The sequence below is a fragment of the Lentibacillus sp. Marseille-P4043 genome (assembly GCF_900258515.1).
Lineage (GTDB): Bacteria > Bacillota > Bacilli > Bacillales > Amphibacillaceae > Lentibacillus_C.
The window spans coordinates 2,045,667-2,069,701 of the sequence record NZ_LT984884.1; the positions used below are offsets into that span (position 1 = coordinate 2,045,667).

A 24,035-nucleotide genomic window follows, 5' to 3' on the forward strand; every position below is an offset into this window, starting at 1 on the left:
ATAATACAGCATTTGAAATGAAAATGTAATATTTTTTTGTCTAAAAATACTGGCGAAAAATGTTATACTGAATAAGTATAAATAAGATTTCATTTAATGAAGCGTAATTTGGATTTTATTTATATGAAGTTTCGACATCCTAGAATAAACAACAATAAATTAAAAGGTGATTGAAATATGATAAAAATGAAAGACGTCTATAAAACATATCCAAACGGTGTGACAGCGCTTAATGGTATTAATATATCGATTGACCAGGGCGAATTTGTTTACATAGTAGGACCAAGTGGTGCGGGTAAATCAACGTTTATTAAGTTGATGTATCGAGAGGTTAAACCAACAGAAGGATCTATTGTAATTAATGAAAAAGACTTGAGTGAGCTTCGTGAGCGAAATGTTCCATATCTAAGACGTGATATAGGTGTTATTTTCCAAGATTTTAAGCTTTTGCAAAAACTGACAGTCTATGAAAATATCGCATTTGCATTAGAGGTTATCGAGGAATCTCCGCGAAATATACGAAAACGTGTCATGGAAGTACTCGACCTTGTCGGCTTGAAAAACAAAGCCAGATTTATCCCAGACGAGTTATCAGGCGGTGAACAACAGCGTGTTTCGATTGCACGTGCGATTGTGAATAATCCGAAAGTTGTTATTGCAGATGAGCCTACCGGAAATTTAGATCCCGATACATCTTGGGGAATCATGCGGATTTTTGAAGAAATTAACGATAAAGGAACAACAATTATCATGGCCACACATAACAAAGAGATTGTTAACACAATTAAGAAGCGTGTCATTGCAGTAGAGGATGGCTTGATTGTAAGGGACGAACATCGAGGTGAATACGGCTATGAGATTTAGAACTATGAAGCGTCATTTTCGTGAAGGTGTTAAAAATATTTTTCGTAATGGTTGGATGACTGTTGCCTCTGTTGGTGCGGTTACAACAACATTGATTTTAGTAGGTGCTTTCCTTGCTTTAATGCTTAACTTAAACCAGATGGCTGACAACATTGAAGATGATGTAGAAATCAATGTGTTAATTGATCTTACTGCGAACGAGGATCAAATTAAACAATTAGGCGACAAAATACAACAAATCGGTGATGTTGATTCAGTTGTGTTTTCTTCAAAGGACGAGCAATTGGAAGAATTGATTGAAAGCATGGGTAAAGAGGGAGATTCCTGGCAGTTATTTGAGCAGGATAATCCGCTTAATCACGTTTATGTAGTTAAAACAAAAGATCCACTAGACACATTAGATGTAGCAAATAAGATTGATGGTTTTGATAATGTTCAAGAAGTCAATTATGGAAAAGATGTTGTACAGCGCCTATTCGAATTTAATAAATACGCACGTAACATTGGTTTGGTATTGATTGTTGGTCTACTGTTTACAGCGATATTCCTTATCTCAAACACAATAAAACTTACAATCATGGCACGGAGTAAAGAAATAGGGATTATGAAACTAGTTGGTGCAGCGAACGGCTTTATCAGATGGCCATTTTTCATAGAAGGTATGCTGCTCGGTATACTTGGTTCTATCATTCCAATCGCAGCCATCCTGGGTGGCTATTATTATATAGAAAATAATCTTAGCGAGAAGTTCTCGTATAGTTTTGTTGATTTACTACCATACAATCCATTTGCATGGCAACTATCGCTTATTATTCTATTAATCGGTGCGCTAATTGGTATTTGGGGAAGTGTGATGAGTGTCCGTAAGTTCTTAAAAGTGTAAAGATGGACAAGATCGAAGTATGTTTTTACAGGGGAAAGGAGATGCGAGATGAAAAAAATAGTTTCGTATATACTTATAGGTATTCTATTACTTGGAGCAAACTTCAGCAGTTGGACACATGTTCAGGCGAAGTCAATGGATGAAGTGGATAATAAAATTAACGAGCTACAAAAAGAAAAAGAAGCATTAAAAGATAAACAAGGTGATATAACCAATAAACAGGATAAAACCGATCAAAAGATTGACAAGAATTTATCAAAACAAGATACAGTTGAAAGTGATATTAAAACAATAGATAAGAAGCTATCAAATACAAAAACCAAAATCAAAGCGAAACAAGACGAGATTAAATCAACGAATGAAAAATTGGAACAACTTAAAACAAAAATTAAAAATTTAAAAGTAGAAATTAAAGAATTACAAGATAGCATCAAGGAACGGGAAGCTTTGCTAAAAGAACGTTTACGTACAATCCAAAAAAACGGTGGAAGCATGAAATATATGGAAGTTATTCTTGGTTCCCAAAGCTTTAGTGACTTTATCAGTAGATCATCAGCTGTAAACACAATTATGGATTCCGATAAAAACATAATGGAATCCCTTGCAGCAGATAAGAAGGCATTAGAGAAAAAGAAAATTGAAATCCAAGAAAGTAAAAAAGATGTAGAACAGAAGAAAAACGCTTTAGAAGATCAAAAGAATGAATTAGAGTCATTGAAAACCCAATTAGATGAACAAGCGGCGGAAAAGGAAAAATTGATGGCTCAACTAGAAGAGGAACACGAACAATTAGAGGATTACAAGATGTCTCTTGAAGAGCAGCAACGAGTGATGGAACAACAGGCTGCAGCGATTGATAAAGCAAAGAAGTCCGCTATGAATCAGAAGGCGGAACTAGAGAGACAAGCTAAGGAAAGAAGAGCAAAAGCACAATCAAGTAGTTCAAATCATTCTGGTGGTTCTAGTAATTCAGGGAATATCAGTACTGGTGGAAGTGGCACTTTAATTTGGCCTGCAAATGGTAGATTTTCTTCGGGCTATGGATCCAGAAGCTTAGGATATCACTATGGAATTGACATTGCTAATTCAGTTGGCACACCAATCCATGCAGCAGAATCTGGTACGGTTACAAGAGCAGAATACTCAAACAGTTATGGAAATGTAGTATATATCTATCATCCACATTTAAATTTAACAACTGTATATGCGCATATGTCCAGTCTTTCTGTAAGTTATGGGCAACAAGTAAGTGTAGGTCAACAAATCGGAAACATGGGGAATACCGGTAATTCATTTGGAAGTCATTGTCATTTTGAAGTTCACAAAGGACAATGGAAATACCACAGTGGAGTAAATCCAATGCCATACCTCAAATGATTTGCATTACATTATTTGACGCATGTATGCATAAACTATAATATTAAAGGCATCGCACATTTACGGTGTGATGCCTTTTAGCATAAAAAAACGTTGGAGTATGGTGCTAAGAAACATATTTATTAAGCTTTCCCTCTCCAACAATTTGGAAAATAGGCGAGCGGTTTTTGCTTTCCTTACATATGGAACCACCAATCAGAAAATAACAATTGGGGTGAAAAAATGACGTTTAAAAAGCAGCACATCGTCTTTATTTTAATTGCGGCTTTGGTTCTAGGTTTCGCCGGGGCGTATTTTGGTGTGAAACTGGCACAACCGGACAAGCAAGTCAAAGAAGAAAAAGCTGAGGTCCCCTTAATTAAAGGTGATGAAGAGGTAGAACAACCAGAAAACATGGATAAAGTTGTCCAAGCATTTGGGTTAATTAAGAAGCATTATTTAATGGACGTTGATGATCAGCAATTAGTTGAAGGTGCGATCAAAGGAATGCTTGGTTCGTTGGATGATCCTTATAGCACCTACATGGATGCTGAAACGATGAAGAACTTTAATGAAACAATTGAATCATCCTTTGAAGGCATTGGTGCGGAGGTAAGCATGGTTGATGGGAAAGTAACGATCATTGCGCCAATCAAGGATTCACCAGCTGAAGAAGCCGGATTAAGACCAAATGATCAAATTTTAACCGTTGATGAAGAAAGTGTAGAAGGACTTGAACTAGCTGAAGCAGTTGAAAAGATTCGTGGTGAAAAAGGGTCTGAAGTCGTTATAAAGGTTCAGCGAGCAGGAGTTTCAGATCCGTTTAATGTTACGATTGAACGCGATGATATTCCAGTTGAAACGGTCCATTCCAATGTAAAGAAAATAGATGGCAAAAAAACTGGTGTCCTGGAAATCACTACATTTTCTGAGAATACGGCTACAGAATTTAAAGAACAGTTGACAAAACTTGAGGAAGATGGAATTGAAGGATTAGTTATTGATGTCCGTGGCAATCCTGGTGGTCTTTTTAACGCCGTAGAAGACATTTTGAAACTATTTATTCCGAAAGATATGCCTTATGTTCAGATTGAAGATCAAGATGGGGGAAAATCACCTTATTATTCAGAACTTGATACAAAAAAAGATTACCCAATTAGTGTCGTAATTGATGAAGGTAGTGCATCCGCTTCAGAAATTCTTGCTGTTGCAATGAAAGAAGCAGGATATGATGTTGTTGGAACAAAAAGTTTTGGAAAAGGAACCGTACAACAAGCAGTTCCGATGGGTGATGGAAGTACGATTAAATTAACGTTTTATAAATGGCTTTCACCAAAAGGAACGTGGATTCATGAAAAAGGGATAAAACCAACAATTAAAGTTAAACAACCAGATTATTTCTATTCCAATCCTGTCCAATTAGAAAATCCACTGACATATAACCATACAGGTGAAAAGGTGAAAAATATTCAAATAATGTTGGATGGACTAGGCTATGATCCTGGAAGAATTGATGGCTACTTTAATAAACAAACAGTGGAAGCGGTAAAAGAGTTCCAACAAGACAATGATGTAAAAGTGACAGGTGAAATTGATAAAAAAACAGCTGGCTTAATCGAGGCACAAATCGTTGATCATATTCGCGAAGGTGATGACGATCAACAAATGGAAAAAGCATTAAATGAATTATACAAGTAACCTAAATCCGCGAGAATCTCTCGCGGATTTTTTAGTAGAAAATGTGATACACGAGGCACCTTATCATGGTAAAATAGGCTTAATATAAGCAGGAGTCTATTCACCGGATATCGAATATAGGAAAAGGGAGACATAGCTCAGTGCTGGAAGGTGATCATATTGGTAGAAACATGGTTAATGGAATTACTGAAGGGAATTGGAAGACTATTTCTAAATCCGTTGATATATTGGGCTGTTATTTTGGTTGTTTTAAGTGGAATCAGCCGAATAAAAAGGGAACGAAATAATTTTGGTACAAAAATTTTTGATGTATTTACGGAATGGAAAAATACATGGTCTATTTCTATTATTTCAGGGTTTGTTATATCATTACTTGCCTTAGGGATTGGTATTGTTTTTTCCTATGAAACTATCCTAATGTTAAGTGTGGTTAGTATTGTATTAAGTTTATCAATGAGGTTTACGCTTCTTTCTCCAAGCTATACAATTGGACTTACATATCTATTATTATTGTTTATTCCATATTTTTTAAAACAGCAATCATTTGCTGAAATGGACAGTAATTTATTCACCGACTCAAACTTTTCGGGGTTGGTTTTATTACTTGGGTTGTTACTTCTTGTAGAGGCAATTCATTTAAAGCGAGTGAAACGGAATGCGTCATTTCCTGATTTAGTTTTGGGCAATCGCGGAAAATGGGTGGGACAGCACCATGTGAAGAAAATGAGCATGATTCCATTTTTTATACTAGTGCCTTCAGGCTACATTACGTCCTTCATCCCTTTTTGGCCATATTTTTCATTAGGTGGGGACACATACAGTATTTTATTAGTTCCATTTTTAATTGGGTTTGATCATGTTATAAAAGGAAATATTCCACAGGTAGCTCAACGAAAATTGGCAACATCGATCGGTATACTTGGTGTGTTCGTATTGTTATTAGCTTCAATAAGTATATTTGCCTCATGGGTGTCTTTAACAGCTGTATTAGTAGCAATTTTAGGAAGAGAATTTATCAGCTATAAGCATCGAATTCGTGATAAAGCAAAAGTACCTTATTTTAATATTTCAGCAAACGGATTAAAGGTTTTGGCAATTATACCAGATACACCGGCAGATCGATTAGGAATTCTTACAGGGGAAACGATTTACAAAGTTAATGGACAGAAAGTACATAATGTAGCGGGTTTTTATCGGGCATTACAAGCTAATGGCGCATTTTTTAAACTGGATATTGTGGATGACTCTGGTGAAGTTCGCTTCGTACAAAGTGCTTTTTATCAAGGGGACCACCATGAATTAGGTATTCTATTTGCTAAAGAAAAGTATCGCGGCAGTGAACAACGTCAGCAAGTAAATTAAATGGGCAGGTGTTATTACTCGAAATCGCGGGATTATCAACCGGAATATCGTCTATATTCACGTGAACATCAACAAAACTTGGAATAAAAAATGAAGGTCTCCAAACGTAACGGGTTCTCTTTAGAGGTGCAAACAAGAGAAAAACATCTCAAATCACAGAAAAATTTACAACAAAAACATCAGGGCAATTCACAGTAGTATTAACTTCTAATATTTGTTGGTGATAGAAAATTTATTGGGAGATTTCTGGTTCTGCTACAAATGGCCGCTCCAGAAAAACACTGCGCTTTCCGTGGGCGGCTGATGAGCCTCCTCGTGCTGTCGCACTGCGGGGTCTCACCTAGGCCTCTTCTCCCACAGGAGTCTCCGTGTTTTTCTTCCGCTGGATAGCAATCAGGGACAACAATTTTAAGTTAGATAATCTCAACTAGCGTAGGCAGAATACGTAGACTCCTGCGGGAACAGCACGTGTCCGAAGACCCCGCAGAGTGATTTGAAAAGGAAGGTCGACTAAAACCGTCCTTTGCGGACAACGTCGACATACCCCTCGCCGGGGCAAGGAGGCTGAGGCCGTGCCCGCGGAAAGCGAAGTATTCTGCCGAAGCGGTTTTCCAGCACTAAATTAAGCGAGGATGTGAGAGTCAATAATATAAAATTTATGTCGTCCACAATCGGAACCGACCCTATTTGATTTCCACTTGTAAAATAACTGGTAGTTTATCAAATAAAATAGCAGAGTGAGAATATCTATTCCCACTCTGCTAAAGTTATTGCTATTTATCATGCTATTTTAACCAACAAATGGCCAAATGCATTGATATAACTACAAAAATAAGGGTGCGATACTGTATGTGATTTTGCACCCCATTTATATTGTTATTTGTTGTTTTGCAACCTTAAAGAGAACCCGTTANCACAATCGGAACCGACCCTATTTGATTTCCACTTGTAAAATAACTGGTAGTTTATCAAATAAAATAGCAGAGTGAGAATATCTATTCCCACTCTGCTAAAGTTATTGCTATTTATCATGCTATTTTAACCAACAAATGGCCAAATGCATTGATATAACTACAAAAATAAGGGTGCGATACTGTATGTGATTTTGCACCCCATTTATATTGTTATTTGTTGTTTGGCAACCTTAAAGAGAACCCGTTATCTCCAAACGCGAGACCTTCTTTTTTATGTTCCTAAAAATTCCTTTTATATTTTCCCTCTTTTATAACAAACTATTGATGACGGAATGAATTTGAGAGGAAAGCGAAATGAAAAGCTATTTACTAAGTGTGTGGAATGCACTCGACCCTATTTACTTTCGTATGACCCGTTTACACTATGTAACGGATCATGAAAAACAAAATACATTATTTCGCGTTAGGCTTACCCGATATAAAGGAAAGTCGGTAGTGCTAAACGATGGTACAGTAATAAACAAAAATGATTTACTTATAAAAATTCATTTGCATAATGTGAAGATGCTTCGCGAACTGAACCAAATAAATAGTGAGATGAAGCGTGGAGTGTATGTCTATCATATGGTGAAACGCTCGTTGCCTCGACTCGCTAAATTTGTCCGGATGCATCAGAAAACAAATGAAATTAAAGGTATTATTGGGATAACAACCTTGTATCGTGGTGCAGACCGACTTGGATTTGATATCTGTCCAATCGGTAATTTTTATTATACTCTTTATAAAAAGTTGACTTTCCTGCCGATTAACTTTTTGGCAAACACACCATACCTCCAACAGCCAGTTTATTTGTTTATGTCGAAAGAGCAATTACTAAAGCGAGGATTCTGATTGCGTTGTAATACGATGGAACGTAATTTCTGGGCGGCTGCCAATGCGGATATTTAATCCTGTTTGACCTAACCCTTCACTAATGTAGTATGGCATGTCGTTTTGCTTATGCAGCCCTTTAATAATATGTTGACGGGCAAGTTTTCCCATTTTAGCTAGATGGTATGCTTTTGGGTAACATATTTGTCCGCCGTGAAAATGACCTGCCATCAAATAGTCGAATTTATAACTGTCCATGTCCAGAACTACTGTTGGGTCATGAGTCAGAATAATGTTTGTCCCATTTTTAACATGTTGAAAAGCTAATGGGATATTACTTCGATTCGTACTATAGTCATCAATGCCGATAATATTTACCTTGCTTTCGTTTATTGTGATTGTTTCACTAGCATTTTGTAAAACATGGCAACCGTAAGTTTCTAACAGCATTTTAAGTTCATGAAGGTCTGTGTCATGAAGAACGTAATCATGATTGCCAAAGACAGCATAAATCCCGTACTTCGGATGTAAATGCTGGAGAACGTCCAAATAAGGTGCTAGTTTTGGAATACTTCGTTTGCGATCTAAGAAATCACCTGTTAGAGCAATGATATCAAACGATTCGTTTTTTAGTTTAGTTGCTAATTGTTCTGGTGTTATCGAGATATGTTCTACATGTATATCGGAAAGATGCAGGATGGATAACGACTGCTTCAGATTGTTTGGCTGATTTGCGACTGTGATTTTATTAATTGTAACGTCTTTTGTGTTTTTATATGCTTTATAGATAAGAATAATGATAATGATCAAAATAAGCGTAAGTATAATTTTCATAGAAGAAATCTCCTCTCCACTTAAAATTATACCATGCGTCGTTAAGCTGATTGAGAGGTAATTGATGGGATTAGCTAATAGAGTACAAAAAAGTCCGGTGAAAATTTTTATCCTTCTCTTTGAACACAACTTATTTGGAGATGATCGCAATGAACCAACGGATAGCAGCTTTGTTTTTGCCATTTATGCAAATTCAAACAGGGCATCATCATGTTGCAGATGCCATAATACATGATTTGAAAAAATGTGAGCAAAAAATAAGTTGTGAAAAAGTGGATATCTTGTCCTATAGTTATGGGGGGATTGAGAAAGCAGTGTCATCCACTTATTTGACGTGGATCAAACTATTCCCAAATGTTTATAATTGGCTCTACCAGCATGCAGCATATAACCGAACCATTCACTCCAGTCGTCATGTTCTTTATGAATTATTATTTACATATTTTTTTAAGCGATTGATTCAGGAGAAAAAGCCTCGAATAATTTTTTGTACACATGCGCTTCCATCCATGATTGCCAGTAGATTAAAGGAGAAAAAACAGCTTGATGCGATAATTATTAATGTGTATACGGATTATTTTATCAATCGTATATGGGGGTTACATGGTATTGATTATCATTTTGTCCCAACTGCTATGGTCAAAGATTACTTAGTAGATCAAGGAATCCAAGCAGATCGTATTTTTATTACTGGCATTCCTGTCCATTCTGCATTTTTCAGACAGGGAAAGGAGCGGCAGATGACAAGAACAATTACACTGCTTGTTACTGGTGGAAGTCTTGGGGTTGGGGCAATCGCACGTTTACTGGATAAAATATGCGAAGATTGTCTTCGTTTTCATATCTTATGTGGTAAAAATAAAAAGTTGTACGAAGAGATTAAACGGAGAAGTAATCCGAATGTTATCCCTCATTCTTACATAACATGCAGGGATGAAATGAATGATTTATACGAACAAGTTGATGCTGTCGTGACAAAACCAGGAGGTGTCACAATCAGTGAAAGTTTACAAAAAAAGAAACCGATTTTTGTTTTTAATCCATTGCCGGGTCAAGAGGAAATTAATGCGGATCAATTGCAACAGCAAGGATTAATAATACGATCAACACTAAACGATTTGGAACATCAAATTATTAGCTTTTTCTCGAACAGCAACCAAAGGGAAATGTACCAGCAAAAAATGAAGGCGTATCACAAAAATCTCGTGGAGGAATCAATATACGAAATTGTTGACAAATTAATAGCTGCCCATACTAATTAGAAAAACATCAGCGACTGGCTGGTGTTTTTGTGTTTGGCTAGAGATGATTTTATAGGTTAGATTTCGGGTACAATGGACAATAGATAAGCAAAGTGTTAGAATATTTGTTCGCGTTTATGTTAAACTAGATAAATAATGATAAGATGATTACGAAGATGAACGGAGGTTGCCTTGTGGAAGAACAGTTTGAACTAGTGGCTAAATATGAGCCTCAGGGAGATCAACCGAAAGCAATAAAAGAAATAGTTGACAAAGTGTTGGCAGGTCAACGTCATCAAACGCTACTTGGGGCAACGGGTACAGGGAAAACATTTACCGTCTCAAACGTTGTCCAGGAGATCAACCGACCAACACTTGTTATAGCACATAATAAAACATTAGCAGGTCAGCTTTACAGTGAGTTTAAAGAATATTTTCCGAATAATGCTGTGGAATACTTTGTAAGTTTTTACGATTACTATCAACCAGAAGCATATGTACCATCATCAGATACATTTATTGAGAAAGATGCTAGTATCAATGATGAGATCGATAAATTACGCCACTCAGCAACGTCATCACTTTTTGAACGTCGTGATGTTTTAGTAGTTGCTAGTGTCTCTTGTATTTATGGACTAGGTTCACCAGAAGAATACGGTAGTCACATGCTTTCATTAAGAATGGGAATGGAAAAAGAACGTGATCAATTGTTACGAGACTTGGTAGATATCCAATATGCGAGAAATGATATTGATTTTCAACGTGGTACGTTCCGTGTGCGGGGGGACTCTGTTGAAGTAATTCCTGCTTCTCGAGAAGAACATTGTTTGCGGATTGAATTTTTTGGTGATGAAATAGATCGAATTCGTGAAGTTGATGCACTTACAGGAGAAATTATTGGTGACCGTGAGCATGTAACGATTTTCCCTGCTTCCCACTTTGTTACGCGGGAGGAAAGGCTGAAAAAAGCGATCGAAAACATTGAAAAAGAGTTGGAAGAACGATTAAAGGAATTACGCGATCAGAACAAACTGCTAGAAGCACAGCGACTAGAACAACGGACAAATTATGACATCGAAATGATGCAAGAAATGGGTTTTTGTTCAGGAATTGAAAACTATTCAAGGCATTTAACGTTGCGTGAGGAAGGTGCAACTCCTTATACCTTGTTTGATTATTTCCCAGACGACTTCTTGGTGGTTATCGATGAATCACACGCTACACTACCACAAATTAGAGGGATGTATAATGGTGACAGGGCTAGAAAACAAGTATTAGTTGATCACGGGTTTCGGCTTCCGTCAGCATTGGATAATCGACCATTGAAATTTGGTGAATTTGAGAAGCAAACCAATCAGCTCATCTACGTTTCGGCAACACCTGGACCATATGAAATGGAACACTCACCAGAAATGACCGAACAAATTATTCGTCCAACCGGTTTATTAGATCCCGAAATAGACGTTCGCCCAATTAAGGGACAAATTGATGATTTAATTGGTGAGATTAATAAGCGAACAGAACACAATGAGCGAGTGCTCGTTACGACATTGACGAAGAAGATGGCGGAAGATTTAACGGATTATTTAAAAGAGCTTGGTATAAAAGTTGCTTACTTACATTCGGAAATTAAAACATTGGAGCGGATCGAAGTTATTCGAGATTTGCGAACAGGAAAATATGATGTACTTGTGGGGATTAACTTATTACGAGAAGGGCTTGATATACCGGAAGTTTCACTCGTGGCTATTTTAGATGCAGACAAGGAAGGTTTTTTACGTTCCGACCGTTCGTTAATCCAAACGATGGGGCGCGCAGCAAGAAATGAACATGGTGAAGTTATTATGTATGCCGATAAAATAACAAAATCTATGCAGGTTGCGATCGATGAAACGAATCGGCGTCGTGAAAAGCAAATGGCCTATAATGAAGCACATCATATTACCCCAACAACAATTAAGAAAGATGTACGCGATGTTATTCAAGCTACCGTTGCAGCCGAAGATCAGGAAACATACGATGAAAAGACGAAAGATATATCGAAGTTACCGAAGAAGGAAAAGAAAAAACTTATCGAGAATATGGAAAAAGAAATGAAAGATGCAGCCAAGGCGCTTGATTTCGAAAAAGCTGCGGAATTACGTGATATTGTTCTTGAACTAAAAGCGGAAGGGTGACCGTCTTATGCCTAGTAAAGCTATACAAATAAAAGGTGCCAGAGCACACAATTTAAAAAACGTTGATATAAACATCCCGAAAAACAAGCTTGTTGTCTTAACTGGTTTATCAGGATCGGGTAAGTCATCACTTGCATTTGACACAATTTATGCGGAAGGCCAGCGCCGTTATGTCGAGTCCCTTTCCGCATATGCACGCCAGTTTTTAGGACAGATGGATAAGCCTGATGTGGATGCAATTGAAGGACTGTCGCCAGCAATATCGATAGACCAAAAAACAACAAGTAGAAATCCACGTTCAACAGTCGGGACAGTAACAGAAATCTATGATTACTTACGCCTGCTCTTCGCTCGAGTAGGGCACCCGACATGTCCGAAACATGGTATTGAAATTAGCTCACAAACTGTACAACAAATGGTTGATCGTATTTTGGAATATCCAGAGCGCACCAAATTGCAAATTCTTGCACCAGTTGTTTCCGGGCGTAAAGGGGAACATGTCCAAACATTTGAGAAGTTAAAACAAGAAGGATATGTCCGGATTCGCGTTGATAAAGAGATGCGTGAAGTAACGGATGAAATCAAACTGGAGAAAAATAAAAAACATTCCATTGAGGTTGTTGTAGACAGGATTGTTGTAAAAGATGGGATTGCCGGTAGACTAAGTGATTCAATTGAAACAGCCTTAGCTCTTGGGGAGGGCAACCTAATCGTCGATGTGATTGGTGAAGAGGAATTAAAATTTAGTGAAAACCACGCATGTCCGATTTGTGGGTTTTCGATCAGTGAATTGGAACCTCGCTTATTTTCGTTTAATAGCCCGTTTGGAGCGTGTCCAACTTGTGATGGTTTAGGAACCAACTTGGAGGTTGATCTTGATTTGGTTATTCCGGATTGGGATAAAACGTTAAATGAACACGCTATTGCTGCTTGGGAGCCAATTAGTTCGCAGTATTATCCACAATTATTAAAGAGCGTTTGTACCCATTATGGAATTGATATGGATACACCGGTTAAGAAACTTTCAAAAAAACAGCTAGATATTATTTTAAATGGGAGTGGCAAGGAAAAAATTCATTTCCATTATGTAAATGATTTTGGGAAGATTCGTGACAATGAAATTATGTTTGAAGGGGTCTTGAATAACATTGCAAGACGATTTCGCGAAACATCGTCAGACTTCATTCGGGAGACCCTGGAAAAATATATGGCCCATAAAGATTGTCCTACGTGTAATGGATACCGATTAAAAGAAGAAGCACTTGCTGTATTGATAAATAATCTGCACATTAGTCAGGTTACAGACTTTTCCATTACTGAAGCGAAGGATTTTTTCAACAGCTTGGATCTAACTGAAAAGGAAGAAAAAATTGCCCAAATGATTTTGAAGGAAATTGGTAATCGCCTTGAATTCTTAAATAATGTAGGGCTTGATTACTTAACATTATCGCGTGCTGCTGGGACACTTTCCGGTGGGGAAGCCCAACGAATCCGCTTAGCAACGCAAATTGGCTCCGCGTTAACTGGAGTATTATACGTGTTGGATGAACCATCGATTGGCTTACATCAGCGTGATAACGATCGTCTAATTAATACGTTGAAGCAGATGCGTGATTTGGATAACACATTGATTGTTGTTGAGCATGATGAAGATACAATGCTTGCAGCTGATTGGCTAATTGATATTGGACCAGGTGCAGGTGAACATGGTGGTGCAATTGTAGCAAGTGGGACACCTGAGAAAGTAATGAAAAATAAGAAATCCTTAACTGGTAAATATTTGGCTGGGAAAGAATTTGTTCCCCTTCCAGTCGAACGCAGAAAACCAACGAAAAAGCAAATTGAAGTAGTCGGTGCTGAAGAAAACAATTTAAAGAATATAACAGCTGAGTTCCCACTTGGATTAATGACAGTTGTAACCGGTGTTTCTGGTTCGGGTAAAAGTACATTGGTGAATGAGATTTTATATAAATCATTAGCGAAAGAGCTTTATCGTGGAAAACACAAGCCCGGAAAACATAAAAAAGTTAATGGAATAAATAACATCGAAAAAGTAATTGATATTGATCAATCCCCAATCGGGCGGACACCACGTTCGAATCCGGCAACATATACGGGTATGTTTGATAATATCCGTGATGTGTTCGCACAAACGAATGAGGCCAAAATTCGCGGTTACAAAAAGGGACGTTTCAGCTTTAATGTAAAAGGTGGACGTTGTGAAGCGTGCCGAGGTGATGGCATTATAAAAATTGAAATGCACTTTCTGCCGGATGTGTATGTTCCGTGTGAAGTTTGTCATGGCAAACGCTATAACCGGGAAACATTAGAAGTGAAATACAAAGGCAAAAATATTGCTGATGTGTTGGAGATGACCGTCGAAGAAGCGCTGGACTTTTTTGCCAATATCCCTAAGATAAAACGAAAGCTGCAAACCGTTTATGATGTTGGACTAGGCTACGTCAAATTAGGCCAGCCCGCCACAACATTATCAGGTGGGGAAGCACAACGGGTGAAATTAGCTAGTGAATTACACCGAAGATCCAATGGCAAATCATTTTATATTTTAGATGAACCAACAACAGGATTACATGTGGATGATATTAAACGGTTGTTAAGTGTACTGCAGCGGTTGGTTGACAATGGCGACACGGTGTTAATTATTGAACACAATCTTGATGTCATTAAGACCGCCGATCATATTATGGATCTCGGTCCTGAAGGTGGCGACCGTGGTGGGCAAATTATCGCAACGGGAACACCTGAACAAATTGCGGAAACCGAAGCATCGTATACAGGATGGTATTTGAAGCCAATCTTGGAACGCGATCGAAAGCGGATGGAAGAAGTGCTTGAGAAGAAAGAAAAAGTTGGTTCGAAGTGACGTTGCAGGCAGTAAGTCCTTTATGGGTTTACTGTCTTTTTATTGTTTGCTCAACGGATTTCATATCATCGGTAAAGCGGACAAATTTTTTGACGCATTACTTATGTTTAGGTAATGTAAAAAGAGAAGTTTCTGGAGAGGAGCAAAGCAATGAAACCGATTGAAATTGAAAAAGTACAAGAATCGTTTAAACGTTTTATTAATAAAGACGTCTATGTTCATTTAGAAACAACCAATGGTGCCTACGCAAGTCATTTTGATGATAAAGCATATAATGTTGGAGCCTATATTCGTAATGCGAAAGTGAAATTTTCCCAAGCGAAGATTGTTGGCGATGGAAAAGCATATCGTGCTGGACTAAAAATGGAATTTGGTTGGATATATGCCGAGGGATTAACGGATTGGACAATACAGGGAGATAATCAGTTACTACTAGCTGGACATGATCGTGAAGGACGTTTAATGGTTTCACTAGAAGTTAGTGAAACACCATTTCGTTATTAAGAGCACATTTTAGAGGGGATAGGTGATAAAATGGAAAAACACGTTGTTGTTATATATCCGCATCCAGATGATGAATCATTTGGTGCAGCAGGAACAATTGCGGAATTTCGTGAACAGGGTGTGCCTGTTACATACCTATGTGGAACATTAGGTGAAATGGGGCGCAATATGGGAAAACCCACATTTGCCAATCGCGAAACATTACCGGAAATTCGCAAAGAAGAGTTAATAAACGCATGTAAAGCACTTGATGTAGAATTAAAAATGCTTGGCTATCGTGATAAAACAATCGAATTTGAAGATCGTCAGGAAGTTGCTGAACATTTAAAAGGTATTTTAGAAGAAATTGAACCAAGTCTTGTAATCACCCATTATCCTGGATATGCAGTACACCCCGATCATAATGCTTTAGGTGCAGCTGCTATTGAAGCGGTGTGGCAGATGGATGAGAATAAGCGTCCAACTGTATGGGCACAAGCAATTTCAAATAATTCCGCTGAAGAATTAGGTAAGCCTGATGTAAAAAATGATGTTATGGGTGCTTTTGATAAAAAGCTAGCAGCTATATCTGCGCATAAATCACAGGCTTTCGGCATTATGGACCAGTTTAAAGAAAGTCAGGAAGATGACGCGGCAGTTAGTGAAGGCGCAAAAAAGGTACTTGGTAAAGAACAATTTTATATATGGAAATTCTAGGATCAGATCCCGGAAGATAATAGGTTGCCGATTATGGTAACCTATTATACTTTTTATAGGCTGTTTCTAAAAGAATGTTGTTTTATCACAATAGATATATAATGCGACGTAACTAAAAAATTGCTTTCCCACCGTTCCGGAAATACACTACGCTTTCCGCGGGCGGCTGCTGAGCCTCCTCGTGCTAGGTGCTCGCCCGAGTTGCAAGCAATTTCGGTGAAGTAGCGCTCCTCGCAACTCGAGGCTTATTCGGTGGGAGTATTGCTCGTCGCACTGCGGGGTCTCACCTAGGCCTCTCTTCCCGCAGGAGTCTCCGTGTATTTCCTCCACTTATATTGTATTTACTACCAGTAACTGTAGGTGTATGTGTTCTATCAAGTCACATCCTACCACTTTACTAGTCCGGGTGAGTGGAGGGTGGTGACTCCTGCGGGAACAATGGTTTTCGGTGGGGCGAGTTAGCGCAGCCCCAGCACGAGCTGAAGACCCCGCAGAGTGGTTTGAAAAGGAGGGTCGACTAAAACCGTCCTTTGCGGACAACGTCGACATACCCCTCGCCGGGGCAAGGAGGCTGAGGCCGTGCCCGCGGAAAGCATCCACCCGGAGCGATCCCGGACGGCGGCAAATACGCGTGCTTATAGAAAAGAGCCCAGCAGTTACGACGCATTTTCTATCAACTACGACAGTAAAAACAACAAGCATTGCAAAAAAGTCAACAAAAAATCGCAGGCATTATACCTGCGAAGCATAAGATGGGTCTCAGTGAAATTTCCCCGGTTTCATATCAGTAGTTAGCTACCGCGTTGCATCTTTAACGAGTTGGTTTAGTAATAGATTTAAAATCGATATTACTACCGCCGCAATAATGGCAGTTCCAAAACCGTTAATAACAAAGGATGAGCCCATCACTCCTTGTGTGATCATTAGTGTAATCGCATTAATCACAAATAAAAATAAACCAAGTGATATAACTGTAATTGGTAATGTAAAAATAATTAAAATTGGCTTAACAATGACATTCAAGATGGACAAGATGAAACTGGCCAGCAAGGCTGCACCAAATTCCTCTAAATGAAAGGAATCAAACAACTGTGCTACCGCAATCAATGCAACCGCATTTAGGAATACGGACAAAAACCAGCGTAGGAACATTAATGCACCTCACCCTCATTTGGAATAATAATTGTTGCTACAAGGTAAATTAATGACAACGTAAATACACTTGAGATTAAAGCGATAATGAATACAAGTCTTACAATCGTAGCATCTATATTAAAGTATTCGGCAATTCCTCCTAATACTCCCGCAATTTTACGATCCATAATTGATCTGGTTAATCGTTTAGGCATATATTTCGCCTCCTTTTATTAGGACTTTCCTTTTTCTTATAGCTGATAAACATCCTAATTAAATATACGATTACCTGTTGCAAAAAGTTTCATTTACAAATGGCATGTATATTTTTACTAGTCTTTACGTAATGTTTGTTTATTTAATTTCGTAGTTGATAGAAACTGCGACACAGTGACAATTAATTTTTGTGATGCTTCCTCTCACTCTGACGTGGGTTGAGTGGTTGAACCCGAGCGCTAGAACATCAACCCGAAACGAGGAAACATCGACCCAAGAACGAGAACATCAACCCGAAACGAGGAAACATCGACCCAAGAACGAGAACATCAACCCGAAACGAGGAAACATCGACCCAGGAACGAGAACATCAACCCGAAACGCAGAGCATCAACCCGAAACGCGAAAACATCGACCAGGAAACGAGAACATCAACCCGATCAAGATTCCGGCGGGTGAGCAACTTCTTACTTACGTCGCATTTTATATCTATTGTGTAAAAGGCAACAGTCATTTAGGAAAAAGACCTTTTGTTTATCCAAGAATTCATCGTAGTGTTTCTCTATACTTCATACCATAAAAATGTGCTACAATGAAAAGCAGTTATTGTGTGTCTGACTGGAGGTACCATTATATGGAAAAAGTACGTACAAAAGATTTACTGGCAAATTTTAATTTGACACTTGTTGCGGGGGAAGATGGGATACATAGAGAAATTACGACAAGTGATATCTCCCGTCCAGGAATTGAAATGACGGGGTATTTTAAGTATTATCCAAAAGAACGCTTACAACTTATTGGAAAAACAGAGATGGCTTATTTTTTAGATTTGACAGATGAACAGAAGAGAGATCGGGTTGAAAAGCTGTGTACAGACATTACACCAGGAATTGTCGTAAGCAGGGGGATGGATATCCCGGAAGTATTAATTGATGCAGCCAATGAATCTGGTGTACCTATTTTACATTCACCACGAAAAACTACACGCGTGATTAGCAGGTTAACCAACTATCTTGAAGCAAAATTCGCTCCATTTACAGCTATTCATGGTGTGCTTGTAGATATTTATGGTGTAGGGGTACTGATAACAGGGCAAAGTGGTGTTGGTAAAAGTGAAACTGCACTTGAACTGGTAAAACGCGGTCATCGCCTGGTAGCGGACGATAGTGTAGAAATTCGCCAAGAAGATTATGATAGTTTGATTGGCAATGCACCAGACTTAATTGAACATTTGCTGGAAATTCGTGGTTTGGGAATCATTAATGTTATGACACTATTTGGCGCAGGTGCAGTACGCAGTTACAAAAAAATCTCATTAATCATTAATTTAGAATTATGGGATGAAAAAAAACAATATGATCGGCTTGGGTTGGACGAGGAAACAATGAAAATCATGGATGTGAAACTTCCAAAAGCGACTGTTCCTGTTCGTCCAGGAAGAAATCTTGCTGTTATTATTGAAGTTGCAGCAATGAACTTTCGCTTAAAACGAATGGGTGTTAATGCAGCAGAAGAGTTTTCCGAGAGGTTAACAACCATGATTGATCAGGAAAAAGATGGCATGGAATAGGAGTGATTTTAGTGACTTGTAGTGCACCTACACTGGATCGTGTATTTTTAGAAATAGGTCCATTAACCATTTACTGGTATGGGGTTATTATTGCATTTGGTGCCTTTTTAGGATTATATTTAGCAACTAGGGAGTCAGATCGACTTGGGCTAAAAAAAGATTTAGTCGTGGATCTAGTTGTATTTGCGATCCCTATTGCGATTATATGTGCCCGCATCTATTATGTGATTTTTGAATGGGAACAATATGAAGGTGGAACATGGTGGGATGTTTTTGCCATTTGGAATGGCGGTATCGCTATTCATGGTGCTTTAATTGGTGCGGTGTTAACCGCGATCGTATTCACCCGAGTGAGGAAAGTTTCGTTTTGGCAGTTGGCGGATGTTATCGCACCGAGTATTATTCTAGGGCAGGCAATTGGTCGCTGGGGTAATTTTATGAACCAGGAGGCACATGGTGGTGCAATTTCAGAAGCTACATATAATAGTTTCCACCAATATTTACCTGATTTTATTATGAATCAGATGTGTATTGATGGAATCATGTATCACCCAACATTTTTATATGAATCATTTTGGGATATTCTTGTGTTTATCTTCTTGTTGTTTTTACGCAGATTCAATCCAGTTCGTGGTGAAGTGTTCTTAAGTTACGCGATGACGTACTCTGTTGGTCGTTTCTTTATCGAAGGAATGCGTACCGATAGCTTAGTATCTGGAGGACTTCGCGCCGCACAAGTGATTTCTATTGTCATCATTGTAGTTGGTATTGCACTAATTATCTATCGCCGGAAGTCTGGGATGGCTAAGTACCGTTACGATGGTACAAAAGTGAAACCGAAGAAGTGAACAATTTTCTAATAAAGGGGGAATGATGCATTGGCTGGCATTTTTTATCGGGGTCTTCGTCAAGGGGCACATGTTACCTTTACATTGGGAAAAGTCATCTTTCCAATTACCTTGATTGTAACAATTCTACAATATACATCGATACTACCATGGATTATTAAGCAGCTAAGTCCTGTTATGGGTTTTATCGGCCTTCCTGGTGAAGCAGCAGTACCATTAGTGCTGGGAAACTCACTGAATTTATATGCGGGAATTGCGGCAATTGTATCATTCGATTTCTCTATCAAAGAAGTATTTATCTTAGCAGTTATGCTGTCGTTTTCACATAATTTATTTATTGAATCGACAGTTGCTGCTAAAGTGGGGGTCAGTGGCTGGCTGATATCCGGTATTCGAATTGTTCTCGCCTTAATTGCTGCAGTTATTATAAATTTACTATGGTCTGGCGGTGCTGAACCTGCGCAATATGGCTTTATTTCACCATCTGAACAAGTTCTAGATGGCTGGTTTGAAATCATTAGTCAAGGTGTCCAGACAGCAATTGTTGCAGTAGCACAATTAGCATTAATTGTTATACCACTCATGATCGTTATGCAGTTTTTGCGAGAAAAAGGCTTTTTAACCAAATTATCGAATGGCTTGGCTCCATTCACTAAATTGCTTGGTATGGAAAAAAACACGTCCATGACACTTGTAGCAGGTTTAACAATTGGATTAGCCTATGGCGCAGGGTTAATGATCCAAGCGGTGAAAGAAGACGGTGTTTCGAAAAGAGATATGTACTTGGCTTTGATTTTTTTAGTATCTTGTCATGCTGTTGTGGAAGACACCGTCATATTTATTCCACTGGGGATACCAGTTTGGCCATTGCTTGTAATTCGACTAATAACAGCAATACTACTAACAATCACGATTGCTTTTTTATGGAAACGACCAGAATTTTACCAAAGGAAGGGAACATCACATGAGCATTCATACAATACTTTTTGATCTTGATGGAACATTGATTGATACGAATGAATTAATAATTGCTTCTTTTAAGCATACGTTTGATCATTATGGAAAAAACTTCACACGGGAAAAAGCGATTGAATTTATTGGACCGCCGTTAAAAGAATCGTTCGAAACCGTTGATCCATCACAAGCCGATACAATGGTGGAAACATATCGTCAGCACAATTTAGAGCATCATGATGAATATGTCACTGCTTTCCCTTTTGTTATCGAAACACTGGAACATTTAAGGGAGCAAGGCATTCAACTTGGTGTTGTGACGACAAAAATGTGGGATACAGTTGATAAAGGATTGAAGTTGACTGGTATGGATCCCTTTTTTGAGACGGTTATAACACTTGATGATGTCACACATGCCAAACCTCATCCAGAGCCAATTATCAAAGCAATGCATGATCTGAATGCAAAAGCAGAATCAACGTTAATGGTCGGAGATAATTCACATGATATTGAAGCAGGACAGAACGCTGGGGTTCAAACAGCTGGTGTTGCTTGGTCATTAAAGGGAAAAGAGATGTTAGAAGCATATCACCCAACCTACATGTTGAACGATATTAGGGATCTATTTTCGATTTTAGGGGTGTGACCAATGCGTAACACGAACCGATATCAGGTGAACAAAGCCAATTCATTGTGGCAGATTTACCAGACTGTTTCTTTCTGGAAGGTAATGAAAAACTTCATTGTGATTCAACTTGCACGATACACCCCTTTCTTGGCAATGAAAAATTGGCTGTATCGGACGTTTTTACGCATGGGAGTTGGCGGACAAACCGCTTTTGCCTTAATGGTTATGCCAGACGTGATGTTTCCTGAAAAAATAACGGTTGGAAGCAACAGTATTATTGGCTATAATACAACGATATTAGCACACGAATATTTGATTAAGGAATATCGAATTGGTAAGGTCGTAATTGGCGATGAGGTTATGATTGGAGCAAACTCAACAATTCTACCAGGTGTTACGATTGGTGATCGGGCAATTGTCTCTGCTGGAACACTTGTCCATAAAGATGTACCAGCTGGAGCATTCGTTGGCGGGAATCCAATGCGTTTGATTTATACGAAGGAAGAAATGGAAAAGCGGATGCAGGGAGATGCTGACGCGTGATCGTATTATTATAAATGATAAAATTCTATTCCAATGTCATACTAACATTGGAATAGAATTTTCTGCGTTATAATACAGGTAATAAGCAGGAAATGAAACGGACATTAAGAAATGATCGGGATAAAAACAATTAAATGGGGAGGAATTTCAATGGAGACGTACATCTTAGCACTAGATCAAGGCACAACGAGTTCACGTGCTATTTTATTTAATCATAATGGGGAGATAGTCGAAACTGGCCAGAAGGAATTTGAACAGTTTTTTAAAAAGCCTGGTTGGGTTGAACACAATGCAAACGAAATTTGGACATCGATTTTGGCGTGTATTACGGATGTGTTGCGAAAATCTGATATTGACCCACAACAAATAGCCGGGATTGGGATTACGAATCAGCGTGAAACAACCGTTGTATGGGATAAAAATACTGGAAAACCAATTTATAAAGCGATTGTTTGGCAATCTAAGCAAACAACGGATATTTGTAAAGAACTAAGAGAACAAGGCTACAGTGATCTATTTCGTGATAAAACTGGATTACTAATCGATCCATATTTTGCAGGTACAAAGGTAAAATGGATTTTAGACAATGTGGACGGTGCACGGAAAAAAGCGGATAATGGTGACTTACTATTTGGAACAATCGACTCATGGTTGGTATACAAATTGACTGGAGGGCAGAAACACATTACGGATTACTCGAATGCTTCCAGGACGTTAATGTACAATATTTATGATCTGCAATGGGATGATGAATTACTAGATATTCTTGGCGTACCGAAATCAATGCTACCAGAAGTGAAACAATCATCAGAAGTATATGGTGAGACGGTCGATTATCACTTTTTCGGACATGAAGTACCAATTGCTGGGATTGCTGGTGATCAGCAAGCAGCACTATTTGGTCAGGCATGCTTTGAAAAAGGGATGGCAAAAAACACATATGGAACTGGCGGATTTATGCTGATGAATACGGGTAATGAAGGCGTAAAATCAGACAACGGTTTATTAACGACACTAGCATGGGGTGTAGATGGAAAAGTAGAATATGCATTAGAAGGGAGTATTTTTGTAGCAGGTTCGGCTATACAATGGTTGCGTGATGGCTTGCAAATAATTGATGATTCTCCGGAGAGTGAACCATTGGCAAAGGCAGTAGATTCTACAGATGGCGTTTATGTTGTGCCTGCATTTGTTGGTCTGGGTACTCCATATTGGGATAGTGATGTACGTGGTGCAGTCTTTGGCCTTACGCGTGGTACAACGAAAGAACACTTTGTCAGAGCTACATTAGAGTCGCTTGCCTACCAAACGCGGGATGTGGTAGATGCAATGATTACCGATTCCGGGATTGATTTAAAAACGCTCCGGGCTGATGGGGGAGCAGTTGAAAATGACTTCCTTATGCAGTTCCTAAGCGATATGCTTGGCGTATCGGTTGAACGTCCGGTTATTAATGAGACAACTGCACTTGGTGCCGCATACTTGGCAGGGTTAGCAGTAGGATATTGGGAAAGCAAGGAAGAAATAACGAAACAATGGAAAATGGATCATATATTTGAAGATAAAATTGCTGAAGACCAACGTGAACAATTGTATGATGGATGGAAAAAAGCAGTTAAAGCGGCACAAGCTTTTAAGTAAAATCCTTTGCGAAAATCAAAAGATGTGATATGATACAAATAAGTTAATACATGGGACGGAGAAATGGAGAAACCACAAATCACAAATGGTGAAAAAACATTTGTGTATTTTGTGGTTTTTTTGTGTGCGATCCGGACCTAAATATGGCAAATTTTAACATACAATTTAAAAGAAATTCCAGTTAGAATACATGAATTTCCTAATAAGCGGGTAATGAT

21 protein-coding genes are annotated in these 24,035 nt (G+C 38.5%); 18 read left to right on the forward strand and 3 right to left on the reverse strand.

Annotated elements, in window-relative coordinates:
- Positions 1-177 precede the first annotated feature (177 nt).
- The 6 genes from ftsE (at position 178) to C8270_RS09965 (ending at position 7,968) form a co-directional block, all read left to right on the forward strand.
- Positions 178-864: a cell division ATP-binding protein FtsE gene (gene ftsE / locus C8270_RS09940; protein WP_106496678.1), complete on the forward strand. Its 687-nt coding sequence runs from the start codon at positions 178-180 to the stop codon at positions 862-864.
- Positions 854-1,747, forward strand: coding sequence for a permease-like cell division protein FtsX (gene ftsX, locus C8270_RS09945; protein WP_106496679.1), 894 nt, complete (start codon positions 854-856; stop codon positions 1,745-1,747). The genes ftsE and ftsX overlap by 11 nt, the downstream gene beginning before the upstream one ends.
- 48 nt (positions 1,748-1,795) lie before the next feature.
- The gene (locus C8270_RS09950; RefSeq protein ID WP_106496680.1) at positions 1,796-3,124 is read left to right on the forward strand and encodes a murein hydrolase activator EnvC family protein; all 1,329 of its coding nucleotides are present in this window, start codon (positions 1,796-1,798) and stop codon (positions 3,122-3,124) included.
- Between the two features lie 222 nt (positions 3,125-3,346).
- Entirely contained in the window at positions 3,347-4,801 is a 1,455-nt protein-coding gene (locus C8270_RS09955) for a S41 family peptidase (protein ID WP_106496681.1), read from the forward strand.
- 159 nt (positions 4,802-4,960) lie between these two features.
- Positions 4,961-6,163, forward strand: a complete 1,203-nt coding sequence (locus C8270_RS09960) for a PDZ domain-containing protein (protein ID WP_106496682.1) — start codon at positions 4,961-4,963, stop codon at positions 6,161-6,163.
- 1,268 nt (positions 6,164-7,431) lie between these two features.
- The gene (locus C8270_RS09965) at positions 7,432-7,968 is read left to right on the forward strand and encodes a YkoP family protein (protein WP_106496683.1); all 537 of its coding nucleotides are present in this window, start codon (positions 7,432-7,434) and stop codon (positions 7,966-7,968) included.
- Here C8270_RS09965 and C8270_RS09970 read toward each other — a convergent pair.
- Positions 7,951-8,781 (reverse strand): metallophosphoesterase, encoded by an 831-nt coding sequence (locus C8270_RS09970; protein WP_106496684.1) that lies wholly within the window; start codon positions 8,779-8,781, stop codon positions 7,951-7,953. The genes C8270_RS09965 and C8270_RS09970 overlap by 18 nt on opposite strands.
- A gap of 149 nt (positions 8,782-8,930) precedes the next feature.
- Here C8270_RS09970 and C8270_RS09975 point away from each other — a divergent pair, with 149 nt between their 5' ends.
- From C8270_RS09975 to bshB2, 5 genes are all read left to right on the forward strand, one after another.
- Entirely contained in the window at positions 8,931-10,043 is a 1,113-nt protein-coding gene (locus C8270_RS09975; RefSeq protein ID WP_234028539.1) for an MGDG synthase family glycosyltransferase, read from the forward strand.
- 173 nt (positions 10,044-10,216) lie between these two features.
- A complete protein-coding gene (uvrB, locus tag C8270_RS09980; RefSeq protein WP_106496685.1) occupies positions 10,217-12,199 on the forward strand; it encodes an excinuclease ABC subunit UvrB in 1,983 nt (660 codons plus the stop codon).
- A gap of 7 nt (positions 12,200-12,206) precedes the next feature.
- Positions 12,207-15,083, forward strand: a complete 2,877-nt coding sequence (gene uvrA, locus C8270_RS09985; protein ID WP_106496686.1) for an excinuclease ABC subunit UvrA — start codon at positions 12,207-12,209, stop codon at positions 15,081-15,083.
- A gap of 150 nt (positions 15,084-15,233) precedes the next feature.
- The gene (locus C8270_RS09990; RefSeq protein ID WP_106496687.1) at positions 15,234-15,587 is read left to right on the forward strand and encodes a YojF family protein; all 354 of its coding nucleotides are present in this window, start codon (positions 15,234-15,236) and stop codon (positions 15,585-15,587) included.
- A 30-nt stretch (positions 15,588-15,617) separates the two neighbouring features.
- Positions 15,618-16,283 carry a bacillithiol biosynthesis deacetylase BshB2 gene (bshB2, locus tag C8270_RS09995; protein WP_106496688.1) on the forward strand — a complete coding sequence of 222 codons (666 nt, stop codon included), beginning with the start codon at positions 15,618-15,620 and terminating at the stop codon, positions 16,281-16,283.
- 795 nt (positions 16,284-17,078) lie between these two features.
- Here the strand turns inward: bshB2 and C8270_RS10005 are convergent.
- Together C8270_RS10005 and C8270_RS10010 are read right to left on the reverse strand one after the other, a co-directional pair.
- Positions 17,079-17,435 (reverse strand): phage holin family protein, encoded by a 357-nt coding sequence (locus C8270_RS10005; protein ID WP_106496690.1) that lies wholly within the window; start codon positions 17,433-17,435, stop codon positions 17,079-17,081.
- On the reverse strand, positions 17,435-17,632 hold the full coding sequence (locus tag C8270_RS10010) for a PspC domain-containing protein (RefSeq protein WP_106496691.1): 198 nt from the start codon (positions 17,630-17,632) through the stop codon (positions 17,435-17,437). Before C8270_RS10010 ends, C8270_RS10005 begins: the two co-directional genes overlap by 1 nt.
- 227 nt (positions 17,633-17,859) lie before the next feature.
- Between C8270_RS10010 and C8270_RS19965 the strand changes: the two genes are divergently transcribed.
- The 7 genes from C8270_RS19965 to glpK all read left to right on the forward strand — a co-directional run bounded on the left by C8270_RS19965 (position 17,860) and on the right by glpK (position 23,817).
- On the forward strand, positions 17,860-18,213 hold the full coding sequence (locus C8270_RS19965; protein WP_158701691.1) for a hypothetical protein: 354 nt from the start codon (positions 17,860-17,862) through the stop codon (positions 18,211-18,213).
- Between the two features lie 54 nt (positions 18,214-18,267).
- Positions 18,268-19,203 (forward strand): HPr(Ser) kinase/phosphatase, encoded by a 936-nt coding sequence (hprK, locus tag C8270_RS10015; protein WP_106496692.1) that lies wholly within the window; start codon positions 18,268-18,270, stop codon positions 19,201-19,203.
- Positions 19,204-19,214: 11 nt separating this feature from the next.
- A complete protein-coding gene (gene lgt / locus C8270_RS10020) occupies positions 19,215-20,051 on the forward strand; it encodes a prolipoprotein diacylglyceryl transferase (RefSeq protein ID WP_106496693.1) in 837 nt (278 codons plus the stop codon).
- 30 nt (positions 20,052-20,081) lie between these two features.
- Complete coding sequence (locus C8270_RS10025; RefSeq protein ID WP_106496694.1) at positions 20,082-21,041, forward strand: nucleoside recognition domain-containing protein; 960 nt, start codon at positions 20,082-20,084, stop codon at positions 21,039-21,041.
- Positions 21,016-21,651 carry a pyrophosphatase PpaX gene (gene ppaX / locus C8270_RS10030; RefSeq protein WP_106496695.1) on the forward strand — a complete coding sequence of 212 codons (636 nt, stop codon included), beginning with the start codon at positions 21,016-21,018 and terminating at the stop codon, positions 21,649-21,651. The genes C8270_RS10025 and ppaX overlap by 26 nt, the downstream gene beginning before the upstream one ends.
- A gap of 3 nt (positions 21,652-21,654) precedes the next feature.
- Complete coding sequence (locus tag C8270_RS10035; RefSeq protein WP_106496696.1) at positions 21,655-22,176, forward strand: acyltransferase; 522 nt, start codon at positions 21,655-21,657, stop codon at positions 22,174-22,176.
- Positions 22,177-22,326: 150 nt separating this feature from the next.
- Positions 22,327-23,817 (forward strand): glycerol kinase GlpK, encoded by a 1,491-nt coding sequence (glpK, locus tag C8270_RS10040; RefSeq protein ID WP_106496697.1) that lies wholly within the window; start codon positions 22,327-22,329, stop codon positions 23,815-23,817.
- The last annotated feature ends 218 nt before the right edge of the window (positions 23,818-24,035 follow it).